The sequence below is a fragment of the Aeromicrobium endophyticum genome (genome assembly GCF_003586285.1).
Taxonomy (GTDB): Bacteria; Actinomycetota; Actinomycetes; order Propionibacteriales; family Nocardioidaceae; genus Aeromicrobium; species Aeromicrobium endophyticum.
This window is the reverse complement of the sequence record NZ_QUBR01000001.1, coordinates 1958441-1979689: the sequence shown is the minus strand read 5'-3', so window position 1 is coordinate 1979689 and position 21249 is coordinate 1958441. Positions and strand designations below refer to the sequence as shown.

Here is a 21249-nt window from a genome sequence, read left to right as displayed (position 1 = left end):
AACTGTCAATGAATCGGTAACGCGGCGTGTGGCACAGTGGACACGTGCCCGAGTTCCCACCGCTCTCCGCGCGCTCGGCGATCCTCAGCCTGCTGCTCGGCACCCCGTCCCGCAGCCTCTCCGCCGCGCAGCTCGCCGCCGCGGCCCGGCACCTCGACATCAACCCGGCCACGGTCCGCGTGGCACTCACGCGAGCCGTCGCCGCCGACGAGCTGGTGCGCGACGGGACGAGCTACCGACTCGGGCCACGGCTCGTCGAGCGCCGGGCCCGCCAGGACGCCCACGAGGCCGTCGTCCCGTGGGACGGCAGCTGGGAGACCGCGGTCGTGGTCACGACGGGACGGCCCGGCACCGATCGGGCCGCCCTGCGGACACACTTGGCCGGCGCCCGTCTGGCCGAGCTGCGCGAGGGGGTCTGGATGCGTCCGGCCAACCTGCGCCGTGCCACCACCGACCTCTCGTCGGTCGACGTCCGCCTGTTCAGGGCCACGCCGGACGACGACCCGGCCGGGCTGGCCGCCGACCTGTGGGACCTGAGTGGCTGGGCGGCCGAGACCGTCGACGTGCTCTCGGCGCTCGACGGCACCACCGGACCGGGCCGGCGGTTGGCGGTGGCCGCGCACCTCGTCCGGCACCTGGCCACCGATCCCCTGCTGCCCGACGAGCTGCAGCCTCAGGACTGGCCGGCCGCCGAGGCGCGCCGTGCGTACGCCGGCTACCTGGCCGAGCTCGAGGAGGTCGTCAGCGACTGACCCGCCGCGGCCCCGCCCCGCCCCGCCCGCGAGTGGTGCGATCCGGACACTTCGGGACGGCGTGTCGGACCACACCGCACCACTCGAGGACACAAGCGCACCATTCGCTGACGCCCCCGACGGCTCAGCCGCGGGCGAAGATGTCGTCTTCGGGACGAATGGGGGTGCCGGAGCTGGCGGCGTAGGAACGGTCGATCGCCGCGAGCACGTGCTCGAGCGTCTCGTCACGGGCAGCCACGTCGACGGCACCCAGCGGACCGTCGAGGTGCAGCGCCGCAAAGCCGTGCACCACCGCCCAGCACGTCATCTCAGCACCCTCGCGGGCCTCGGGCGACAGGAAGCCGACGTCGACCAGACCGTCGAGCGTCTCGCTGAGCAGGCCGTACGGGTTCGCGGCGGGCTCAACGAGCGGGTCGTCGGTGGCGGCGGTCAGGGCGACGTCCTTCGCGGCGAACGCGCAGCGGAACAATCCCGGCTCGCTCAGCGCGAAGGCGACGTAGCCCTGACCGACGGCGATCAGCCGCCGCCGCGACCGCAGGACGTCGTCGGAGGTGGGCACACGCTCGACCGCGTCGACGCGCTGCTGCATGGCATCGACGAGCTCGGCCATGCCGCGCGCCGCGACCGCCGCGAGCAGCTCGTCGCGGTGCGAGAAGTGCCGGTAGGCCGCGCTGTGGGAGACCCCGACCGTGCGGGCGAGCTCGCGCAGCGCGACCCCGTCCGGGCCGCCCACCCGTGCGGCGTCCACGGCGGCCCCGACCAGGGCCTCGCGCAGGTTGCCGTGGTGGTACGAGGACGACGTCATGGCGTCACCGTATCGACCCACCCCCACCGCTGGGCACCGCGACGAGGTCGGCCTCGGCGAGCGGGTCGTAGCGGTCGCCGGGCAGCGAGACCAGGGCGATGAGCGCTCCGACGAGGCACAGCACCCCGACGACGGTGCACGCCATGCCGAACCCGTCGAGGAACGCGGTGTCGACGGCGCGCTCGAGCCCCGGCACCCGCTGCGCCAGCACGTGCGCGAAGCCGACCGAGTCGGCGGCCCGTGCGCTGGTGGCGACGTCGACCCGGTCGCCCAGCAGGCTCACGACCCGCTCGCCGTACTGGAACGAGAACAGCGAGCCGACCACCGCGACCCCGAGGGTGCCGCCCAGCTCGCGCGTCGCGTCGTTGACGGCCGAGCCGACCCCGGCCCGGGCCGGCGGCAGCACCTGCATGATCGACTCGGTCGCCGGCGTGCTGACCAGGCCGATGCCTCCGCCCAGCAGGATCATCTGCGGCACGACGACGGTCGCGAACGGCACGTCGGCGCCGATCGTCGAGATCCACAGGAACGAGACCGCCATCATCAGCAGCCCCGGGGTGACGACGGCCTTCGTGCCGCACCGCGGCGCCAGCAGCCCGCCGACGATCGACGCCGCCGCGATCGACACCGCGACCGGGAGGAACCTCAGGCCCGTCTCGAGCGCCGAGTAGTCGCGCACGAACTGGAAGAACTGGGTGATCAGGAAGACGAAGCCGAACAGCGCGAAGAAGGCGATGGTCACCGCGGCACAGGCTGCGCTGAACCGGCGGTCGAGGAACAGCGTCACGTCGATCATGGGGTGCTCCACCGCTCGCTCGACCAGCACGAAGGCGACGATCAGCGCTGCCGCGGCCACGAGACCCGCGATCGTGGACGTGCTCGCCCACCCGTGCGCGGGCGCCTCGATGATGGTCCAGGTCAGGGTGCCGAGCGCGGCCACCGACACCACGAACCCGGGGCGGTCGATCCGCGGGACGGTCACGTCGCGCGACTCCGGCACGAAGGCCACCGCCATCGCCACCGTCAGCAGGCTGACGGGCACGAGCGCCCAGAAGACGCTGTGCCACGAGAAGTGGGTCAGCAGGATGCCGCCGCCCACCGGACCGAGGGCCACGCCGATGCCGACCGACGCACCCCACAGCCCCAGCGCCGAGGCCCGCTCGCGCCGCTCGGTGAAGGTGTTGGCGATGATCGACAGCGTCGTCGGGAAGATGAGTGCCGCGAACGCGCCCATCACGAACCGCAGGGCGATCAGGGCGGTGCTGCTGTCGACCATCGCGGCGGCGGCGCTGCTGGTCGCGAAGCCCAGCAGTCCCACGACGAGGGCCGGACGACGGCCGAAGCGGTCCGACAGGCTGCCCATGGCCAGCACCAGGGCGGCGAAGGCGAGGTTGTAGCCGTCGACGATCCACAGCAGCGAGCGCGTGCTGGCGTCGAGGTCCTCGGCGAGCGTCGGCAGCGCGATGTTGACGACCATCGCGCTGAGGTTGATGGTGAGCGCCGCGAGGCACACGGTGAGCAGGACGAGCGGCTTGCGGACCATGGAGGCTCCTCGAAGTAGACGGTGTCAACATCGATCGTGAGGCATCATGTTGTCGGTGTCAACATCACCATCCTCCGGCCCTGACTACCGTGGGGCCATGAGCTCCGGTACTGCCTCGTCCACCACGCTGCGCCGCGCCGTCCAGGCAGACACCGTCGTGGTCCTGGACGGCGGTCTGTCGGTCGTCCTGGCCGAGGCGGGGTGCGACCTGTCGTCCGACCTCTGGACGGCCGCCCTCCTGAGCGACTCACCCGACCAGGTCGTCGCCGCGCACCGGCGGTACCTCGCCGCAGGCGCGCAGGTCTCGACCACCGCGAGCTACCAGGCCAGCCGTGACGGGTTCGGCTCCACGGGGATGTCGCCCGAGGAGGCCGACCGCCTCATCGGCGACAGCGTCCGGCTCGCTCGGCAGGCCCAGGACGCCGCCACGAGCGAGGCTCCGACCTGGGTCGCCGCATCGGTCGGCCCCTACGGCGCCGCCCTGGCCGACGGCTCGGAGTACCGCGGCGACTACGGCGTGAGCGCACGGACGCTGCGCGACTTCCACGCGCGGCGCCTCGAGGTGCTGGCCGCCGCCTCCCCCGACGTCCTGGCGGTCGAGACGATCCCCGACGTCCGCGAGGCCGAGGTGCTGGTGCCCCTGCTCGACGACCTCGGCGTCGACGCGTGGTTCTCGTACACCGTCGCGGACGGGCGCACGCGCGCCGGTCAGCCGCTCGACGACGCCTTCGCGGTGGCGGCGGGCAGCAGCTCGATCATCGCGGCGGGCGTCAACTGCTGCGCCCCCGACGAGGTGCTGGACGCCCTGCTGGCCGTGCGCGCAGCAGGGGTCCCGGCCGGTGTCGCCTACCCCAACCAAGGACGCACGTGGGACGCCGAGGGGCACGCCTGGACGGGGCGTGCCTCGTTCGACCTCGACCTCGTGCCGTCGTGGATCGAGGCCGGCGCACGACTCGTCGGCGGGTGCTGCGAGGTCGGGCCGGATCACATCTCGGCCCTCGCGGCGACCCTCGGCCGGTCAGCTCCGCAGCAGTAGCGCGACGACGTCGACCAGCGCGATGCCCATCGCCGCGCGGAACGAGGCGCGGCCCGGCAGCACACGGCCTGCGACCAGGAGCGCGGCGCACGCACCCAGCACCACGAGACCGACGACGTCCACACCTCCGGTGGGCGCCACGACCGTGACGACGGTGCCGGCCAGCAGCAGCGCGGTGGCGAGGTCGATCGAGCGGGCGGCACCCAGGCGGTGCGGCAGGCCGACGACACCGGTGCGCCGGTCGTCCTCGAGGTCGGGCACCGCGTTGACCAGGTGGGCCCCGACACCCAGCAGCGCGCCGGCGACCAGGATCCACCACGGCCCGGGCTCGCCGCGCGACGCCAGCGACACGACCACCGGCAGCCCGCCGAAGCAGACCGCGTAGGGCGCCCACGACAGCACCGTGCGCTTCAGGCCCAGGTTGTAGGCCCAGCCGGTCGCGACCAGCGCCAGGTGCAGCCCGCCCGGCCGCGCACCCAGCGACAGCGACGCGATGCCGCAGACGACCGCGGCCACGACGATCGCCGTCCGCACGGTCGCCGCCCCGACGTCGCCGGTGACCAGAGGCTTGTCGCGCCGGCCGGAGCGCCGGTCACGATCGCGGTCGACGAGGTCGTTGGACCAGCCGACCGTCAGCTGACCCGCCAGCGCAGCGACGCCGATCAGGACGACGTGAAGGGCCGAGGCGTCCCACGTCGCGGCGAGCAGCATCGCCGCGACCGTCACGGCGCCCGCCGGCCCCGGATGACTCGCTCGGGCCAGACCCCCCACCCGCGAGTGGTGCGGTGTGGACGTTCTGGGACGGCGTGTCCGACCGATCCGCACCACTCGGGACCCGGAACGCACCACTCGACGACGCCTACTGCACTGCCGTACGGATGCGGACCTCGCGCACGAACTGCAGCGCCGCCTCGCGGACCTCGTCATCGGCGGTCGCCGGCTCGAAGTCGTGGAGCACCCGGATCTTTCGGCACATGCGGCGACTGTAGTCGCGAAACTCCGGCAGGGGGTGCGGCGCAGAAGAAGAGTGGACTGACCGCGACGCCACCGTCACCTTTCACCCAGGATGTCGCCCATCGACAGCAGATCTGCCTCCGCGCCGAGCCGGGCGATCAGCTGGACGCCGACCGGCAGCCCCTCCACCGTGCCTGCGGGGAGGGACAGGCTGGGGGTCCCCGTCATGCTCCACGGGGAGGTCAGCGCGAGGAGGGCGCGCGGGACGTCGACGACGGTGCCCTCTACATCGACCTCACGCGCGTCGACCAGCGGCGTCCGCAGCGGGACCGTGGGCAGGGCCAGGAAGTCGAACCGGTCGAGGAGCGCTTCCAGAGCGCGTCGCCCGTCCTGACGGATCGTCCGCGCCTCCAGCAGCTGGGCGTCGGTGTGTCGGCCGCCGCGACGGAGGCGGTCTCGTACCTCGACGTCGAACAGCTCCGGGGCGGCAGAGAGTCGGCCGGCGTGGACCTCGTGGGCCTCTCGGCCCTGGATCACCTGGTACGCGGCCCGCAGATCGGCGGCGACCGGCATCGTGACCTCCTCGACGACCCAGGCACGGACGGCACCTCGTGCGACGCGCTCGACCGAGGAATCGGTGGGGTGCACCTGCCCGGGCGAGATCCAGCCGATGCGCGGCGGACGCCGGCGCGGCGCGGGTGACGGATGACGGCCGGTCAACGCCTCCCACAGGCAGCGGGCGTCGGCCGCACTCCGCGCCAGGAGCCCGACGGTGTCCATGGACGGCGCCAAGGGCTGGACGCCGGCGGTGCTGAGTGCGGACTGGCTGGGCCGGAGTCCGACGACCCCACACATGGCCGCGGGGATGCGCACCGATCCGCCGGTATCGGTCCCCAGCGCTGCGGGGACGACGCCGGCCGCCACCGCGGCAGCCGAGCCGCTGCTCGATCCTCCCGCCATGCGATCGACCGACGACGGATTGCGCGTCGGCCCTGTGGCCGACCGATCACCCGTCGGCCCGTTGGCGACCTCGTGCGTCGTGGTCTTGCCGACGATGATCGCGCCGGCTTCGCGCAGCGCCGAGACGCAGTCGGCGTCAGTCGACGCCGTGCGGCCGGCGAAGTGGAGAGATCCAGCCCCGGTCGGCAGCCCTCTCACGTCGATCATGTCCTTCACCGCGACGGGCACGCCGTGCAGCGGTCCTCGATCCACCCCGCGAGCCAGCTCCCGATCGGCCGTCAAGGCCGCTTCTCGGGCGCCCGCCACGTCGATCGTCGCGAAGGCATTGATCGACGGTTGCCACCTGGCGGCATCGTGGAGGGCTCGATCGACGAGCTGAACCGACGAGCAGCGCCCCGCCCGCAGCCCGTCCGCCACGTCGGTGATCGAACGGGTCGCGAAGTACCCCCGCTTCATGCAGGATCCGGCCCCTCGAGGGCACTCGCCGCTGCCTGGAACGGCTCGACCGGTGCGATCAACAACCCGGCCCCGGCGTGCCCGCCGTCGCGCAGGGCCGCTCCCATGTGGATGCGTGGTGTCACGCCCGTCCTGGCAACGAGCTGGGCATCGATGCCGAACGGCACTCCCCGGAAGCCCAGGTAGGGGATGCGCCACTCCGGGTGCTCGGCTCGCGTGATGGCGTACATCGCCTCCGTGGTGCGCACCATGCCTTCGGCGGTGCCGCCGCTGTAGTCCTGGAGGGAGAAGGCGGCGGCCGCCGCCAGCCCGCCGAGGCCGACCGTCTCGGTGATGAGACTCTCGCCGCCCATGAAGGCGGTGTCCTCCGGACGGATCCCGTCGAAGAGCTTCGCATCGAGTGTCGGAAGAGGCGCGCGGAACCACCTGTCCCCGGTCCCGGCCGTGCGGATGGCGAACTCCTTCTCGTTGAGCGCCATCGCGGTGACGATGGTGCTGCCGGTGGTGCCGCTGGCCGTGTCCGCGATGCACTTGCCCGCGGCCATGCCCACGTGGAGGAAGAACAGGTCGTTCTGGCTGATGAAGGCCAGGACGTCGCTGGTCGAGTCCGACCAGCCGTTCGTCTCGATGATCGGGCCGTACATCTGCTGGAAGAACACGGCCGTCGCAGCCGTGTTGCGGCTGTGCAGGTCGTCTCCCATCCCGAGCGCTCGACGCACGACAGGACGCAGCGGGACCCCGCCCGCGCTCCGTAGCGCGGTCGACAGCACGGGGGCGAGCACGTCCCTGATCCACAGGAGGCGCCGATGCACGGACTCGTTCCACACGCCGTAGGTGAGCCGCTCGCGCGCACTCCCCTCGTACACCACGCAGTGTCCTCGACGTCCCGTGACCGCGTCCTCCACGACGAGGACCGGCATCGATGCGGAGGTCACTCCGGTGACCGAGCCCACGCAACCGTGGTCATGGCACGGTTGCACGAGGATCTCGCCACGGCTCAACAGATCATCGGCCTCGGCCGGGGTGCCGGCGAGGCCCTCGAAGAGGGCAGCCCCGAGGATCGCACGACGCTGCCCACCGGAGTAGGCCGACCACGGCAGGGGCGCGCCCGAGGTCAGGATCGTTCGTGGCGTCATGCCTGGGAGCGCGTCGACGGCCGGCACGACATCTCGCAGCACGGGGGTGGCGGCGAGCATGGCCCGCACGGCGACGTCGTTCGGGTCACTCATCGGGCTGCCCAGGTCGAGACGAATCGCCGCAGCGCCGCGTTGACCTCGGCAGGCTTCGAGGCGCTCAGGAAGTGATGTCCGCCCTCGACGACCTCGAGTCGTGCATCGGCGGCACCGGAGAACAACCCGATCTCCGCCTCGGCGTTGGCGACGGAGTACACCTGGTCCGCGCTCCCGTGCAGCCACAGGACCGGAGCCTTCACGTCGCCGAGCCGCCCGTGAAGACCGTCGCGGTCCCGCAGGTTGATCGTGCACAGCCGCAGCCGATGACGCCCTGCGTCGCCCGCATAGTTCGTCTCGTAGACCCGCAGCCAGCGCGACCTCTCCTGCTCGCTCAGACCGCCCAGCGCAGCATCGAAGGTGTCGTCGACGAACTGGTCCGGCACCACCCAGTCCTCACCGACCGGGTCGCCGAACTCCTCGATGAACGGTGTGCAGAACGCCGGGCCGTCCCAGCACCCCAGGTCTCGGCTGCGCTGGCTCTCGACGTCCATCGACGTCCCCAGCGGCATCACGCCCTGCACGACCTCTGGCGCCAGCAGTGCCATGCGGACCGCGATCCACCCACCCTGGGAGGTGCCGACGACGAAGGCACGGCCAATGCCGAGGGCGGCCAGCACCTGGAGGTTCGCGATCGCGCTGTCCCAGTAGGTGAACTGGGGGTAGGCGGACCGCGTACGGCCGTGACCGTAGGGCTCGAGCGCTATCAGGTTCACCGCCTCGTTGAGGGCCTCGTCGTCGAACTGCGAGCGGTAGAGCTCGGACGAGGTCGTGTACGAGTTGATGAGCACGACCGTCGGCAGGTCCGGGTCGTACGGTCGTCCGAAGGTGGCGCCGATCGAGGACCCTCCGAGGTGCGGGATGAGGATCGTCTGGTCGAAGCTGCTCATGATGCGTCCTTGCTGTCGGGGTGGGATACCGGGATGTCGTGCGTGGCGGGGGCGAGCCGGGGCTCGTCGGGGTGCAGCTCGCGCGTGGATCGGAAGAGCTCGTCCACCCGCGCCAGCTCGGCGGCGTCGCTCGGACGGGACATGCTCACGCCCACGAAGACCGCCAGGTTCGCGACGAGTCCCACGAGCCCGGAGCCGAGGCCCTCCAGCCACGGGACCGCGCCGCCGGCGTCCATGTAGGGCAGGGTGAGCACCAGGGCGACCGCCGCCCCGACGAGCAGGCCGGCCATGGCGCCCTCACGGGTGCCGCGACGCCAGGCCAGGCCACCGAAGATCGGCACCGCCAGCTGGATGATGGCCTGGTACGCCAGCTGGGTGACTCCCGCGAGGTTCGGCGAGTCGTAGATGCGGTAGGCGATGACTGCGGCCACCACCGCGGTGGCCGCCATCGCCACCTTGGCCAGGATCAGCTCCTGCTTGTCGCTGAGCGGCCGGACCACGCCCACGATGTCGTTGGCCACCTGCGTGCCGATCGCCTGCGTCACCCCGTCGACGAAGCCCATGCCCGCCGCGAAGACGATGACGAGCGCCGCCGCCAGCAACCACGTCCCGCCCGCGTCCTGCGCCAACGCGAAGAACGACGACACCGGGTTCGCCGCCGCGAACGGCAGAGGCGCGACGCAGAGGGCGACCAGCATGAGCAGCACGCAGAACACGAAGCCGATGACCATGGTCTGCAACGCGCCGGTCTTGACCTCCCTGACGCTGGCAGCGGTGTAGATGCGCGTGAAGATCATGGGCCAGCACAGGCTGCCGACGATCCCTGCCGTGACGATCCCGAAGTAGTACAGCCCGCCGCTGTCGGACCCGAACCCGGGCAGCGTCAGCTGTGCGTCGCTCAGCTTGTCCAGGTTGCCCAGCCCGCCGAAGTAGAACACGAGGAGTCCGAGGCACAGCAGCGCCGAGCCGACGTAGGCGACGATCCCCTGCACCATGTCGGTGACGATCAGGCCGTGCATGCCCATCTGGACGGTCCAGAACTGGCGGACGACGAGGACCAGGATGCCGATCAGGATGGAGTCCGCGTCGGACAGGCGTCCCAGTGATGCCCACTGGATGACCGACCCCATGGCGATGAGTCCGAGGATCAGCCACGGCACCAGCGCGACGACGCTGATGGCGCTCGCGACCAGCTTGAGGCTCTGGCTCTTGTAGCGCAGCGCGAGCAGGTCCGCCTGGGTGCGCAGGTCGAACTGCTTGCCCCACCTCCAGACGGGTCGCGCGATGAAGTACATCGCGATGACACCCAGCACGGAGTACACGAGGAAGTACAGGCCGATGACGCCGCTGGCCACGGTCAGGCCGAAGACCGCCGTGAAGGTCGAGCCCGGCCACCACGAGTTCGTGTAGGCCATCGACACGAACCAGCTGGAGAAGGAGCGTTCGCCCACGGCGTAGTTGCTGAAGTCCGCCACGTCGCCGCGACGGTTGGTCCGGTGCAGCACCGTGACGATCAGGGCGAAGAAGAGGGCGAGCGCGCCGAAGGTGATCGTCATCGGTCCAGCTCCCCTCGACGTCGCTCGGCGACCCAGAGCCCGGTCGTCGCGGCGATGGCGGCTGCCGAGACGATCAGGAGGTACCAGACCGAGACCGGGACGGCGGCGATCAGGCCGTGCTGCCGGGTGAGTCCGACGTACACCGGCGGCAGGAGCGCGATGGCGTAGATCAGGGCGAACAGGGCCACGAAGGGCGCTGCCGCCCGGGTGGTCGGCGAGGCGGGTGCTGGTCTCATGCGCGGATCCCTTGCGGTCAGACCGGCCATGCTGACGGACCGGTGCGGCGGAGTCAGCAGCGTAGGTTCGCCGCGACCGCCCGGTCATCGGTCAGTTGACGTATTCGCAGGACCTGTCGTACGCGGTGCCGACCGATCGGCGGCTACAGCAGCAGGAGTCCCTCACGGATCGCGCGAGCGGCGACACCGGCCCGCGACGGCACACCGAGCTTGCCCAGGACGTGCTCGACGTGGGTCGACACCGTGCGACGGCTCACGACCAGCGTGTGCGCGATCTCCGGGTTGCTCGCGCCGGTCGCCAGCAGCGTGACGACCTCCAGCTCGCGAGCGGACAGCCCGTACGGTGGCGGGACCTCACGTTCGGCCACCAGCACGACGCCGCCGGCGCAGCCCGTGAGCTCGATGCTGTGGCAGGTCCCGCCCGGCTCCATCCACAGGTAGCGACCCCGAAGGTCGCCGCGGGACGCCACAAGCCGTGGCCACAGCGTGCCGTCCGCCCGAAGCACGGGGCCGACGTCGCGGCCTGGCACGTGGTGGTCGAGCCCCGACGCGACCAGCAGCGCGACATGCGCATCACCGTGCACCTCGTCCGCCACGACACGGTGGGACTGCAGCACGTTGCTGACCTCCGCGACGAGGGGGAGGAAACGCTCCGTGATCTGCCGCCGCTCGTCGGTCGCCGAGCGGGCGTTCTCCCAGTTCATGTGGATGGCACCCACGTGGGTTCCGTCGGGCAACCAGAGACAGGCCGAGAGACCTTCGTGGAAGCCCGCGGGAAGCAGGTAGCGCTCGGCCACGCTCGTCGCCTCGAAGTGGACGTCCCAGTCGCGGGCGAGGTCTGACCAACGGAGCCCGGTACGCACCTCGTTGCGAGTCACCCGGAACCCCGGGTTGTCGCTCTCGGGCACGAAGTCGCTCAGCAGGGCTCGCAGCGGCGCAGCCGGATATCCATCGGCAGCGAGCAGCTCGTGGTGCGGATCGGCCTCGAAGGGGTTGACGGCGCTCAGCGCGATCGCGTCGCAGCGCACGAGGTCCTTGAGCAGCCCGACCAGACGCTCTGCCCTCTCGAGGACGTCGGCCGACGGCGTCGACACGAGCGAGACGTTGCGGGGTCCGGCAGCCATCCCAGGCATCTCCCGCCTTGTCGCTGCGCCTCGTCGGTCATCACGGGTCGCATGGTCCGTACTCGATGGTAGTTCGATCGAGGCCGCGACATGCGCTTTCACGGGAGCGGTGATGAGCAGGACAGGCGATTCGACCCGCCTCAGTCCTGGCGGCTGCCCTCGGCGGGCCGCTCACCCACGCGCGAGGCAAGGGGAGCCGTCATCCTTCGCGTCGCGTGCGGGATGTCGCATCGGAGCCTCCGACAGGATTCGAACCCGCGACATCCTTATTACAAGTAAGGCGCTCTACCGACTGAGCTACAGAGGCGTACGGGCCAGGCCCGAGCCTCCATCGTAGGGGGCCACGGCCTCGCTCCCGGCACACAGGTACCGACGTCGACGCCCCGGCATGATCCTCGCCTGCGGGATACTGACCGGATGGATGCCTCCTTCGAGCGGCTGCTCGACGCGACGAGCCAGATCGAGACACCGTTCGCCCTCGTCGACGCGCCGGCTCTGTGGGCCAATGCCGACGACCTCGTGCGCCGAGCAGGCGGGGTGCCGATCCGCGTGGCCAGCAAGTCGGTGCGCGTGCGGTCGATCATCGAGCAGACGCTGGCGCGCGACGGCTTCGCGGGCGTCATGTCGTACTCGCTGGCCGAGTCGAACTGGCTCGCCGACCACGGCTTCGACGACATCCTGCTGGCCTACCCCACCGCGAGCCGCGCGGCCCTGCTCGACCTCGTGGCCGACGACCAACGTCGCGCCGCCGTCACGGTGATGGTCGACAGCACCGAGTCGCTCGACCACATCGACGCTCTCATCGGCGCCGACCACCCGGCCATCCGCGTCTGCATCGACGTCGACGCGTCGCTGAAGCTCGGCCCGATCCACCTCGGCGTGCGCCGCTCCCCCGTCCACACCGCCCGTCAGGCTCGCCGCCTGGCTGCGGCGATCGAGCAGCGGCGCGGCTTCGACCTGGTGGGGGTGATGTTCTACGACGCCCAGATCGCCGGGCTGCCCGACTCCTCGCGCGCGGTGCGCCTGGTCAAGCGCCGCTCGGCGGCCGAGCTGCTCGAGCGGCGCGGCGCGGTCGTGCGTGCCGTCGGTGAGCACGCCGAGCTCGAGATCGTCAACGCCGGCGGCACGGGAAGCCTCGAGGTCACCGGCGAGGACCCGGCGATCACCGAGCTGACCGCCGGCTCCGGCCTGTTCTCGCCCGTCCTCTTCGACGGCTACGACGCCTTCGAGTCGCGGCCCGCCGCGTACTTCGTGCTCTCGGTCGTCCGCAAGCCGGCCAAGGACATCGCCACGCTGTTCGCCGGCGGCTACATCGCCTCGGGCCCGACCAACAAGAACCGTCAGCCCCTGCCCACCTGGCCGCAGGGACTCAGCCCCATCGGCACCGAGGGTGCCGGCGAGGTGCAGAGCCCCGTCAAGGGCCGCGCCGCCCGTGACCTGTCGATCGGCGACCGCGTCGTGATGCGCTACGCGAAGGCCGGTGAGATGTGCGAGCGCTTCGACGCCGTCGCGGTCGTCGAGGCGTCCGGCTCCGTCGACGTCGTGCCGACCTACCGAGGCGAAGGGAAGAACTTTGGCTGAGCAGGCCGTGCAGCAGGCAGGGCGCCACCACTGGACCAACTGGGGCCGCAGCGCCGAGTCGCACCCCGTGCACGTCGCGCACCCGGCGTCGACCGCCGAGGTCGCGGAGGTCGTCCAGCACGCCGTCGCCGCAGGGCACTCGGTCAAGGCGATCGGCGCCAGCCACTCGTTCACGGCGATCGGTGCCACCGACGGCGTCCTGGTGCGCCTCGACCGCATGGCCTCGATCGTCGCGGTCGACGCAGACACGGCCCGGGTGCGCGTGCAGGCCGGCATCTCGCTGCACGACCTCAACCCGCTGCTGCTCGCGCGCGGACTGGCCCTGCCCAACCTCGGCGACGTCGACCCGCAGTCGGTCGCCGGCGCGATCTCGACCGGCACCCACGGCACGGGCGGACGCCTGTTCGGCATCTCGGCGGCGGTCGTCGGCGTCCAGCTCGTCACCGCCGCGGGCGAGGTGCTCGAGATCGACGAGCAGCACCCGTGGTTCGGGGCCGGCCGGGTGACGCTGGGCGCGCTGGGGATCGTCACCGAGGTCACGCTGCAGTGCGTGCCCGCCTTCCTGCTGCACGCCCGCGAGGAGCCCATGGCCCTGCCGGCGGTGCTGGAGCAGCTCGGCCCACTCGTCGACGACAACGACCACTTCGAGTTCTACTGGTTCCCGCACACCACCAAGACGCTGACCAAGCGCAACAACCGCGTCCCCGACGGCGCCCCCAAGCAGCCGCTCGGACGCGTGCGGCGCTGGGTCGACGACGAGCTGCTGAGCAACGTCGCCTTCGAGGGCCTCAACCGCGTCGTGTCGCGCCAGCGGTCGTGGATCCCGCGGGTCAACGCCGTCGCGGCCTCGGTGCTGTCGGCGCGCGAGTACGTCGACGACTCGTTCGAGGTGTTCGTGTCGTCGCGCGACGTGCGCTTCCGCGAGTCGGAGTTCGCGATGCCCCGCGAGGCGCTGCCGCACGTGCTCGGCGAGCTGGCGTCGTGGTTCGGCGCCGGGCACGAGGCCATCTCGTTCCCGATCGAGGTGCGCTTCACCGCTGCCGACGACGTCTGGATGTCGACCGGCCACGAGCGCGACAACTGCTACGTCGCGGTGCACCAGTACTGGCGCAGCGACTACCGCGACTACTTCGCCGCCGTGCAGGACATCTTCACCGCCCACGAGGGCCGCCCGCACTGGGGCAAGCTCCACTCGCTCGACGCCTCGTACCTCCGGCGGACGTACCGCCGCTTCGACGACTTCGTGGCCGTGCGCGACGAGCTCGACCCGGGCCGGACGTTCAGCAACCCCTACCTCGACCGCGTCCTCGGCTGACCTCGTCCCCAGCCCAGAAGTGCGGAGAAGCGCACCGGATCGACCGCCCGCATGTATGCGCTTCTCCGCTTCTCCGGATAGCACGGATGACCTGGCTCCTGGCGCCCGTCCACGTCGTGACACGCCCGCTCCGCCGACCCGAGCCGACCTACCGTCGGCGACATGAGCACACCGGTCACCGGCGCCGTCTGCCGCCGCTGTCGTCACTGACGACACCCCGCCCGTCCTCCCCATCACCCATCCCCGAAGGGACCGTTCTGCCATGCCCGAACACACTGCCCAGGACCCGCTGAAGTTCGCCTACTGGGTCCCCAACGTCTCCGGCGGCCTCGTCACCAGCACGATCGAGCAACGCACCGACTGGTCGTACGAGTTCAACGTCGAGGTCGCCCAGCTCGCCGAGAAGGTCGGCTTCGAGTACGCCCTCAGCCAGGTGCGCTACACGGCGTCGTACGGCGCCGACCAGCAGCACGAGTCGACGAGCCTCTCGCTGGCCCTGCTGACCCAGACCGAGAAGCTCAAGGTCATCGCCGCCATCCACCCCGGCCTGTGGCACCCCGCCGTCCTCGCGAAGTTCATCATCACCGCCGACCACATCTCGGGTGGCCGGGCTGCGGTGAACGTCGTGAGCGGCTGGTTCAAGGACGAGTTCACGGGCCTCGGCGAGGCCTGGCTCGAGCACGACGAGCGCTACCGCCGCAGCGAGGAGTTCATCCGTGTCCTGCGTGGGTTGTGGACCTCGGCGCAGGATGGAGGGGGAGGGTTCACCCACCTCGGCGACTTCTACCGCATCCACGACTTCACCCTGCGGCCCGCGCCTGTCGACGTGCCGGGCCGCGCGCACCCCGAGATCTTCCAGGGCGGCAACTCCACGGCGGCCCGCCGCAACGGTGGCACCGTCGCCGACTGGTACTTCTCCAACGGCAAGGACTTCGACGGCTTCACCGAGCAGTACCTCGAGGTCAACCAGAACGCCGCCCTGGCCGGACGCGCGACGCCGCCGAAGTTCGGCCTCAACGGCTTCGTCGTGGCCCGCGACTCCGAGGACGAGGCCCACGCGGTGCTCGAGGAGATCATCGCCAAGGCCAACCCCGAGGCGGTCGAGGGCTTCCGCCAGGCCGTGCGGCAGGCCGGCGCGTCCAGCGGCGACGGCAAGGGCATGTGGGCGGACTCCACGACCCGCGACCTCGTCCAGTACAACGACGGCTTCCGCACCGGACTGATCGGCACGCCCGAGCAGGTCGCGACGCGCATCGTGGAGTACAAGAAGCTCGGCGTCGACCTGTTCCTGCTCGGCTTCCTGCACTACCTCGAGGACATCGCCTACTTCGGCGAGAAGGTGCTGCCGATCGTCCGCGAGCTCGAGGCGGATGCCGTCCGCGCCGGCGAGCTCGCCCCCGCCCGCTGAATCCCTGCTCCTCGAGCCTGTCGAGAGGCCCTCTCGACAGGCTCGAGGGTCACACCGAGAAAGGCCTGCCGGGTCGACCAGGACCCGGCAGGCGTGTCCGAAGAATCCCGCTAGAGAAACCAGACAAGGAAAGACTATGACGACCACCGTTCACGAGGCCCTCGCCTCCTCCCCGTGGGCCGATCAGCCCCGTCCCACCACCACCGCCGGCTGGCTCGACCGCGCCGCCGACGTCGCCGGCATCCTCGCGACGGACGCCGTCGAGCGCGACCGCGCGCAGGCCGTCCCGACCGCCGAGGTGCAGCTGCTCAAGGATGCAGGCCTGGTGACCCTGCTCGGCCCCGTCGAGCACGGCGGGGCCGGCGAGACGTGGGAGACCGCCTACCGGGTCATCCGCGAGATCGCCTCCGGCGACGGCTCGATCGGCCAGCTCATCGGCTACCACTACCTGTGGGCGTGGGCCGTCCGCCTGGTCGGCACGCCCGCGCAGATCGCCGCGGTCGAGGAGCTGTACACCACCAACGACTTCTTCTTCGGCGGTGCCGTCAACCCGCGCGACAACGACCTGTCGATCACGGAGGACGGCGACGAGCTGGTCTACAACGGCCGCAAGTCGTTCTCGACCGGCTCGAAGGTCAGCGACCTGACCGTTCTGGAGGGGGTCCTCGAGGGGACCGAGAAGCACGTGTTCGCGATCGTCCCGACGCAGCAGGACGGCATCGTCTTCCACGACGACTGGGACAACCTCGGCCAGCGGCTCACCGAGTCGGGCGGCGTGACGATCACGGACGTGCGCATCCCGTGGGCCGCCGCGGCCGGCTACGTCGACAAGGAGCCGATCGAGCTGACCTACGGCACGCTCAACCTGCCGACGATCCAGCTGGTCTTCGCCAACTTCTACCTCGGCATCGCCCAGGGCGGTCTGAAGGCCGGGACGGCCTACACGCGCAAGAACACCCGCGCGTGGCCCTACGGCGGCGACGACAAGCAGAGCGCGTCCGAGGAGTGGTACATCCTCGAGGGCTACGGACGCCTCCAGTCGCAGGTGTGGGCCGCTGAGGCGCTCGCCGACGCCGCGGGTGCCGAGATCTCCGGGCTGTTGCACGCCGAGCGGGAGGCCCTGACGCCCGAGCAGCGTGGGCACGCAGCCGTCCGCATCGCGGCGGTCAAGCAGCTGACGACCGATGTCGCGCTCGCGGTCGGCACCACGATCTACGAGCTGACGGGAGCCCGCGCCACGAGCAGCTCGGTCGGCCTCGACATCTACTGGCGCAACGCCCGCACGCACACGCTGCACGACCCCGTCGCCTACAAGCGCCGCGAGGTCGGGGAGTACGCGCTGCTGGGCCGGGTGCCGGAGCCGTCCTGGTACACGTGAGCCACGCGAAGTAGCACGGAACACCGTGTCCCGCGAGGTGGTCCCGAACGTCGAGAACGTCCGGGACCACCCCGGTCCTCGGGGGACGATCGAGACCCGACCCACTCGAAGGATCACCACATGGCCAAGCAGATCGTCCCGTTCGTCGTCCACGGCACCGGCACCGGCGTCGCGCAGAACATCAGCGTCCCCGGCGACGTCTCGCACACGTTCGAGTCGGACACGTTGCCGCCCTTCGGCGGGGCCGACTCGGCACCCAGCCCCCTCTCGTACACGCTCGGCGCCCTGACCGGCTGCAACCAGATCTCGGCCCAGCTCGTGGCCAAGGAGCTCGGCGTGACGCTCGGAGAGTTCACGTTCGCGGCGACCGGCGACTTCGACCCGTCGGTGTTCGTGGGCGGCGCCGAGGGCAACGCCAACTTCGACGCGGTCCGCGTCGAGGCCTCGGTGCAGACCGACGCCGACGAGGCCACGTTCGCGACGCTGGTCAGCGAGCTCGAGCGTCGCTGCCCCGTCACGCAGCTGTTCAAGCGCAGCAGCCTCGACTACACGTCGACGTGGACGGCGCTCCCGCTGGAAGCCGCGTCCTGACGGTGCCCGCCACTCCTCGCGGCGTCCCCGAGCTGCTGGCCACCGTGCGCGAGCTCGTGCCGAACATCGTCGAGGGAGCTGCCGACCGCGACCGCGAGCGGCAGCTCCCCCGTGAGGAGATCGACGCGCTCTCGGCCACCGGTGCGCTGGCAATCACGGTGCCGGCGACCCATGGCGGCGCAGGCGGCGGAGCGTCCGCAGCCTTCGAGCTGACACGCCTGCTGGCGACCGCCGACCCGAACGTCGCGCAGGTCCCCCAGAGCCACTTCGTCTACCTGCGACTCGTCGAGCTCGCCGGCTCCACGGCGCTGAAGGACGAGATCTTCGCGGCCGTGCTGACCGGCGAGCGCGTCGCCAACGCCCAGTCGGAGCGCGGTGGGCGCACCATCACCGACATCTCGACCAGGATCATCGTGGACGGGTCCGACGCCGTCGTGACGGGCGAGAAGTTCTACTCCACCGGCAGCCTGCTGGCCGACTGGCTGGCGGTCCTCGGGCGGGACGACGACGGGGTCGACCACGTCGGCTTCGTCCGCGACAACACCCGCGGGGTCTCGATCGTCGACGACTGGACGGGCATGGGCCAACGCACCACCGCGAGCGGCACGATCACGTTCGACGACGTCCGCCTGCCCGCGACGCACGTCGTGCCGCGATCCGAGGCCGTCACCGGACCCTACGGCTACGGCGCGCTCGCGCAGGGCCTGCACGCCGCGATCGACGTCGGCATCGCCCGGGGCGCGCTCGCCGAGGCGTCCGCGTTCGTGAGGTCGTCCAGCCATCCGTGGTTCGAGGCGCAGGTCGACCGTGCCGAGGACGACCCCCTGCTCGTGCAGCGGTTCGGCGAGCTGGAGGTCGAGGTGCGCGCCGCCGAGAGCGCCCTGCACGTCGCCGGTGCTGCCGTCGACCACGTCGACCGCGTCCGCACCGACGATGCCGCGGCCGAGGCGTCCCTGCAGGTCGCCGCCGCCAAGGTGCTGGCCGACCGCGCGGCCCTCGCGGTGACCAACGGGCTGTTCGAGCTGGGCGGCACCCGCGCCAGCGACGACCGCCTCAACCTGCACCGCCACTGGCGCAACGCGCGCACCCACACCCTCCACGACCCGATCCGCTGGAAGCTCCAGCACCTCGGACGGTGGACCGTGCGGGGCGAGCGCCCGCCCCGCGGCCCCCAGCTGTGACCCACACCCGTACCTCCGACAGAAGGCACCCATGACCCTGACGTTCGACTGGTTCCTGCCCACCACCGGCGACAGCCGCGCCCTCGTCGGCGGCGGGCACAGCGTCCCGAGCGACCTCGGACGGTCGGGCGGGTCGATCGACACCGCCGGACGCTTCCGCGAGCCCGATCTGCGCTACCTCGCGCTGGTCGCCCGGACGGCGGAGGACCTCGGCTTCGACGCCGTCCTGACGCCCACCGGCACCCCGTGCGAGGACGCCTGGGTCGTCGCCTCGGCACTGATCCCCGAGACCGAGCGGCTCAAGTTCCTGGTCGCCCTGCGGCCCGGGCTCGTCACGCCGACGCTCCTCGCGCAGATGTCGTCGACGTTCCAGCGGCTGTCGGGCAACCGCCTGCTGCTCAACGTCGTCGTGGGCGGCGACCCGTCCGAGCAGCTGCGCTTCGGCGACCGCGTGGCCAAGGACGACCGCTACGCCCGGGCAGCCGAGTTCCTGCAGGTGTTCCGCGAGTCGTTCACCGAGGCCGGCAGCAGCTTCACGGGCGACTACTACGACGTCGAGGACGCCCGCACCCGCCGTGCCGCCGAGGTGCCCGAGATCTACCTCGGCGGCTCGTCCGCCGCCGCCGGCCCCGTCACAGCGGCGCACACCGACGTCTACCTGACGTGGGGCGAGCCGCCGTCGGCCGTGGCCGAGAAGATCGCGTGGATCCGCGGACTGGCCGAGGCCGAGGGGCGCACCGTGCGCTTCGGCGTCCGGCTCCACACCATCAGCCGCGACCGCTCCGAGGACGCCTGGGCGTTCGCGAGCACCCTGCTGTCGCAGCTCGACCCCGCCGAGGTCGCGCGGGCCCAAGAGGTGCTGCTGTCGAGCGAGTCGGAGGGCCAGCGGCGCATGCGCGAGCTGCACGGCGGGCGGTACGACCCGGCCGACGCGCACTCGCTGGAGGTCCACCCGGCGCTGTGGTCGGGCATCGGCCTGATGCGCAGCGGTGCGGGCACGGCCCTGGTGGGCAGCCACGCCGAGGTCGCCGACCTCATCGCCGAGTACGCGGCGGTCGGGGTCGAGGAGTTCGTCCTGTCGGGCTACCCGCACGTCGAGGAGGCGTACTGGTTCGCCGAGGGCGTCGTGCCCCTCCTGCGCCGGCGCGGCCTCGTCACCTGACAGCACCTCGCTGCGTCATCGCCCCTGCGGTCGGGTCCCGCAGAAGCCATGACACAACTGGTGGAGGCCGGTCAGAAGCTCTGGTGGCTGCCGAAGGCTCGCTGCCAGTACGTCAGCGCCTGGTTGGGGGACGCGTCGGCGGCCTCGACGTCGCCGAGTACCAAGGTGTGGTCCCCCGCCGGGACGAGCTGCGCGACCGTCAGCGCGACCCAGGCGTGACGCTCGGCCAGGGCGGGAGCCCCGTGGTCCAGCTCCCACGGCACATCGAGGAACTTGTCGTCGCCCTTGCCGGCGAATCGGAGGGCGACCTGGTCCTGGTGGGAGGCCAGCACGTTGACACCGACGCTCGACCCGACCTGCAGCTTGGCGAGCAGCTTCGAACGGTTGTCGAGCGAGACCAGCAGCATCGGCGGCTCCATCGACAGCGACGAGAACGCGCTGACGGTCGTGCCGTGCGGCGCGCCGTCGTGGAAGGTCGTGACCACCGAGACGGCCGCCGCGACGTTGCCCATCGCGGTGCGGAACTCCTTCTGCAGCACCTCGGGGTCGATCTCGTGGTCGTGGTCGTGCGTCATGCCGGCACCCCCGCTCCCGCAGCCGCACGGACGACCGGGGCCCACCGCTCGACCCAGGCCTGCTCGACCGGATCGGGGGCGGGGACGCTGTCGACGAGATAGAGCGCCGGTGCAGGGACGGTGGCACCCAGCTCGACGAGCACGGGCTTGAGGTGCAGCTCGGGCGAGAGCTGGTGCGCGGGTCCCCCGCCGAGCTGGAGCGGCACCGCGACGACGCCCTCGAGCCCGGTCGACCCCGCGAACTGGTCGAGGAACAGCTTGAGCAGGCCCGTGTAGGTGGCCTTGTAGGTCGGCGACGCGACGATCACGACGTCGCTGGCCGCCACCCGCTCGACCGCCTCGGTCACCGCGGCGTCGCCCCACGACAGCAGGCCCGGGCCCAGGTCGACGACGTCGAACGCCGCGCCGACCGAGCCGCCGAGCCCGTCGGCGAGCCGCGCCGCGGCGTCCCAGGTGCGGGAGCGCGGCTTGGGGTTGCCGACGACGACCGTGATGTCCATGTCTTCCACGGTAGGCC

21 protein-coding genes and 1 tRNA gene are annotated in these 21249 nt (G+C 71.4%); 9 read left to right on the top strand and 13 right to left on the bottom strand.

The window, feature by feature from the left end; all coding sequences use genetic code 11:
- Window positions 1-44 precede the first annotated feature (44 nt).
- Window positions 45-752: a PaaX family transcriptional regulator C-terminal domain-containing protein gene (locus DX116_RS09815; RefSeq protein ID WP_119703906.1), complete on the top strand. Its 708-nt coding sequence runs from the start codon at window positions 45-47 to the stop codon at window positions 750-752.
- A gap of 124 nt (window positions 753-876) precedes the next feature.
- On the opposite strand, the gene DX116_RS09810 is transcribed toward DX116_RS09815, so the two are convergent.
- Together DX116_RS09810 and DX116_RS09805 are read right to left on the bottom strand one after the other, a co-directional pair.
- A complete protein-coding gene (locus DX116_RS09810; protein WP_119703905.1) occupies window positions 877-1557 on the bottom strand; it encodes a TetR/AcrR family transcriptional regulator in 681 nt (226 codons plus the stop codon).
- Between the two features lie 4 nt (window positions 1558-1561).
- Window positions 1562-3100 carry an MFS transporter gene (locus DX116_RS09805; RefSeq protein WP_119703904.1) on the bottom strand — a complete coding sequence of 513 codons (1539 nt, stop codon included), beginning with the start codon at window positions 3098-3100 and terminating at the stop codon, window positions 1562-1564.
- Between the two features lie 97 nt (window positions 3101-3197).
- On the opposite strand from DX116_RS09805, the gene mmuM reads away from it, so the two are divergent.
- Entirely contained in the window at window positions 3198-4136 is a 939-nt protein-coding gene (gene mmuM / locus DX116_RS09800) for a homocysteine S-methyltransferase (protein ID WP_119703903.1), read from the top strand.
- Here mmuM and DX116_RS09795 read toward each other — a convergent pair.
- From DX116_RS09795 to DX116_RS09760, 9 genes are all read right to left on the bottom strand, one after another.
- Entirely contained in the window at window positions 4119-4862 is a 744-nt protein-coding gene (locus DX116_RS09795; protein WP_199715983.1) for a UbiA family prenyltransferase, read from the bottom strand. The genes mmuM and DX116_RS09795 overlap by 18 nt on opposite strands.
- A 133-nt stretch (window positions 4863-4995) precedes the next feature.
- Window positions 4996-5112, bottom strand: a complete 117-nt coding sequence (locus DX116_RS09790; RefSeq protein WP_119703901.1) for a DUF2277 family protein — start codon at window positions 5110-5112, stop codon at window positions 4996-4998.
- 74 nt (window positions 5113-5186) lie between these two features.
- Window positions 5187-6506 (bottom strand): amidase, encoded by a 1320-nt coding sequence (locus DX116_RS09785; RefSeq protein ID WP_119703900.1) that lies wholly within the window; start codon window positions 6504-6506, stop codon window positions 5187-5189.
- Window positions 6503-7735, bottom strand: coding sequence for a YlbE family protein (locus tag DX116_RS09780; RefSeq protein WP_119703899.1), 1233 nt, complete (start codon window positions 7733-7735; stop codon window positions 6503-6505). The genes DX116_RS09785 and DX116_RS09780 overlap by 4 nt, the downstream gene beginning before the upstream one ends.
- Complete coding sequence (locus DX116_RS09775) at window positions 7732-8625, bottom strand: alpha/beta fold hydrolase (protein ID WP_119703898.1); 894 nt, start codon at window positions 8623-8625, stop codon at window positions 7732-7734. Before DX116_RS09775 ends, DX116_RS09780 begins: the two co-directional genes overlap by 4 nt.
- Window positions 8622-10181: a sodium:solute symporter family protein gene (locus DX116_RS09770; RefSeq protein ID WP_119703897.1), complete on the bottom strand. Its 1560-nt coding sequence runs from the start codon at window positions 10179-10181 to the stop codon at window positions 8622-8624. The genes DX116_RS09775 and DX116_RS09770 overlap by 4 nt, the downstream gene beginning before the upstream one ends.
- Window positions 10178-10417 carry a hypothetical protein gene (locus DX116_RS19930; RefSeq protein WP_158591963.1) on the bottom strand — a complete coding sequence of 80 codons (240 nt, stop codon included), beginning with the start codon at window positions 10415-10417 and terminating at the stop codon, window positions 10178-10180. The genes DX116_RS09770 and DX116_RS19930 overlap by 4 nt, the downstream gene beginning before the upstream one ends.
- A gap of 143 nt (window positions 10418-10560) precedes the next feature.
- Window positions 10561-11541 carry a helix-turn-helix transcriptional regulator gene (locus DX116_RS09765; protein WP_158591962.1) on the bottom strand — a complete coding sequence of 327 codons (981 nt, stop codon included), beginning with the start codon at window positions 11539-11541 and terminating at the stop codon, window positions 10561-10563.
- A 234-nt stretch (window positions 11542-11775) separates the two neighbouring features.
- Window positions 11776-11848 (bottom strand) — tRNA-Thr (locus DX116_RS09760).
- Window positions 11849-11958: 110 nt separating this feature from the next.
- Here DX116_RS09760 and DX116_RS09755 point away from each other — a divergent pair.
- The 7 genes from DX116_RS09755 to DX116_RS09725 all read left to right on the top strand — a co-directional run bounded on the left by DX116_RS09755 (window position 11959) and on the right by DX116_RS09725 (window position 20157).
- Window positions 11959-13122: an alanine racemase gene (locus tag DX116_RS09755; RefSeq protein WP_119703895.1), complete on the top strand. Its 1164-nt coding sequence runs from the start codon at window positions 11959-11961 to the stop codon at window positions 13120-13122.
- A complete protein-coding gene (locus tag DX116_RS09750; protein ID WP_233556629.1) occupies window positions 13115-14437 on the top strand; it encodes a D-arabinono-1,4-lactone oxidase in 1323 nt (440 codons plus the stop codon). The genes DX116_RS09755 and DX116_RS09750 overlap by 8 nt, the downstream gene beginning before the upstream one ends.
- 262 nt (window positions 14438-14699) lie before the next feature.
- On the top strand, window positions 14700-15845 hold the full coding sequence (gene sfnG / locus DX116_RS09745) for a dimethylsulfone monooxygenase SfnG (protein ID WP_119703894.1): 1146 nt from the start codon (window positions 14700-14702) through the stop codon (window positions 15843-15845).
- Window positions 15846-15981: 136 nt separating this feature from the next.
- Entirely contained in the window at window positions 15982-17223 is a 1242-nt protein-coding gene (locus DX116_RS09740) for an acyl-CoA dehydrogenase family protein (protein WP_119703893.1), read from the top strand.
- Between the two features lie 120 nt (window positions 17224-17343).
- On the top strand, window positions 17344-17814 hold the full coding sequence (locus tag DX116_RS09735) for an OsmC family protein (RefSeq protein ID WP_119703892.1): 471 nt from the start codon (window positions 17344-17346) through the stop codon (window positions 17812-17814).
- On the top strand, window positions 17781-18995 hold the full coding sequence (locus DX116_RS09730) for an SfnB family sulfur acquisition oxidoreductase (RefSeq protein WP_199715982.1): 1215 nt from the start codon (window positions 17781-17783) through the stop codon (window positions 18993-18995). Before DX116_RS09735 ends, DX116_RS09730 begins: the two co-directional genes overlap by 34 nt.
- A gap of 31 nt (window positions 18996-19026) precedes the next feature.
- On the top strand, window positions 19027-20157 hold the full coding sequence (locus tag DX116_RS09725; RefSeq protein WP_119703891.1) for an LLM class flavin-dependent oxidoreductase: 1131 nt from the start codon (window positions 19027-19029) through the stop codon (window positions 20155-20157).
- Between the two features lie 71 nt (window positions 20158-20228).
- Here the strand turns inward: DX116_RS09725 and DX116_RS09720 are convergent, their stop codons facing one another.
- A complete protein-coding gene (locus tag DX116_RS09720) occupies window positions 20229-20732 on the bottom strand; it encodes a flavin reductase family protein (RefSeq protein WP_119703890.1) in 504 nt (167 codons plus the stop codon).
- On the bottom strand, window positions 20729-21232 hold the full coding sequence (locus DX116_RS09715) for an NADPH-dependent FMN reductase (protein ID WP_119703889.1): 504 nt from the start codon (window positions 21230-21232) through the stop codon (window positions 20729-20731). Before DX116_RS09715 ends, DX116_RS09720 begins: the two co-directional genes overlap by 4 nt.
- Between the last annotated feature and the right edge of the window lie 17 nt (window positions 21233-21249).

Coding starts and splice junctions, on each gene's coding strand:
- DX116_RS09810 (WP_119703905.1), bottom strand. CDS start 1,557: ATGACGTCGTCCTCGTACCACCACGGCAACCTGCGCGAGGCCCTGGTC.
- DX116_RS09805 (WP_119703904.1), bottom strand. CDS start 3,100: ATGGTCCGCAAGCCGCTCGTCCTGCTCACCGTGTGCCTCGCGGCGCTC.
- mmuM (WP_119703903.1), top strand. CDS start 3,198: ATGAGCTCCGGTACTGCCTCGTCCACCACGCTGCGCCGCGCCGTCCAG.
- DX116_RS09790 (WP_119703901.1), bottom strand. CDS start 5,112: ATGTGCCGAAAGATCCGGGTGCTCCACGACTTCGAGCCGGCGACCGCC.
- DX116_RS09785 (WP_119703900.1), bottom strand. CDS start 6,506: ATGAAGCGGGGGTACTTCGCGACCCGTTCGATCACCGACGTGGCGGAC.
- DX116_RS09780 (WP_119703899.1), bottom strand. CDS start 7,735: ATGAGTGACCCGAACGACGTCGCCGTGCGGGCCATGCTCGCCGCCACC.
- DX116_RS09775 (WP_119703898.1), bottom strand. CDS start 8,625: ATGAGCAGCTTCGACCAGACGATCCTCATCCCGCACCTCGGAGGGTCC.
- DX116_RS09770 (WP_119703897.1), bottom strand. CDS start 10,181: ATGACGATCACCTTCGGCGCGCTCGCCCTCTTCTTCGCCCTGATCGTC.
- DX116_RS19930 (WP_158591963.1), bottom strand. CDS start 10,417: ATGAGACCAGCACCCGCCTCGCCGACCACCCGGGCGGCAGCGCCCTTC.
- DX116_RS09765 (WP_158591962.1), bottom strand. CDS start 11,541: ATGGCTGCCGGACCCCGCAACGTCTCGCTCGTGTCGACGCCGTCGGCC.
- DX116_RS09755 (WP_119703895.1), top strand. CDS start 11,959: ATGGATGCCTCCTTCGAGCGGCTGCTCGACGCGACGAGCCAGATCGAG.
- sfnG (WP_119703894.1), top strand. CDS start 14,700: ATGCCCGAACACACTGCCCAGGACCCGCTGAAGTTCGCCTACTGGGTC.
- DX116_RS09740 (WP_119703893.1), top strand. CDS start 15,982: ATGACGACCACCGTTCACGAGGCCCTCGCCTCCTCCCCGTGGGCCGAT.
- DX116_RS09735 (WP_119703892.1), top strand. CDS start 17,344: ATGGCCAAGCAGATCGTCCCGTTCGTCGTCCACGGCACCGGCACCGGC.
- DX116_RS09725 (WP_119703891.1), top strand. CDS start 19,027: ATGACCCTGACGTTCGACTGGTTCCTGCCCACCACCGGCGACAGCCGC.
- DX116_RS09720 (WP_119703890.1), bottom strand. CDS start 20,732: ATGACGCACGACCACGACCACGAGATCGACCCCGAGGTGCTGCAGAAG.
- DX116_RS09715 (WP_119703889.1), bottom strand. CDS start 21,232: ATGGACATCACGGTCGTCGTCGGCAACCCCAAGCCGCGCTCCCGCACC.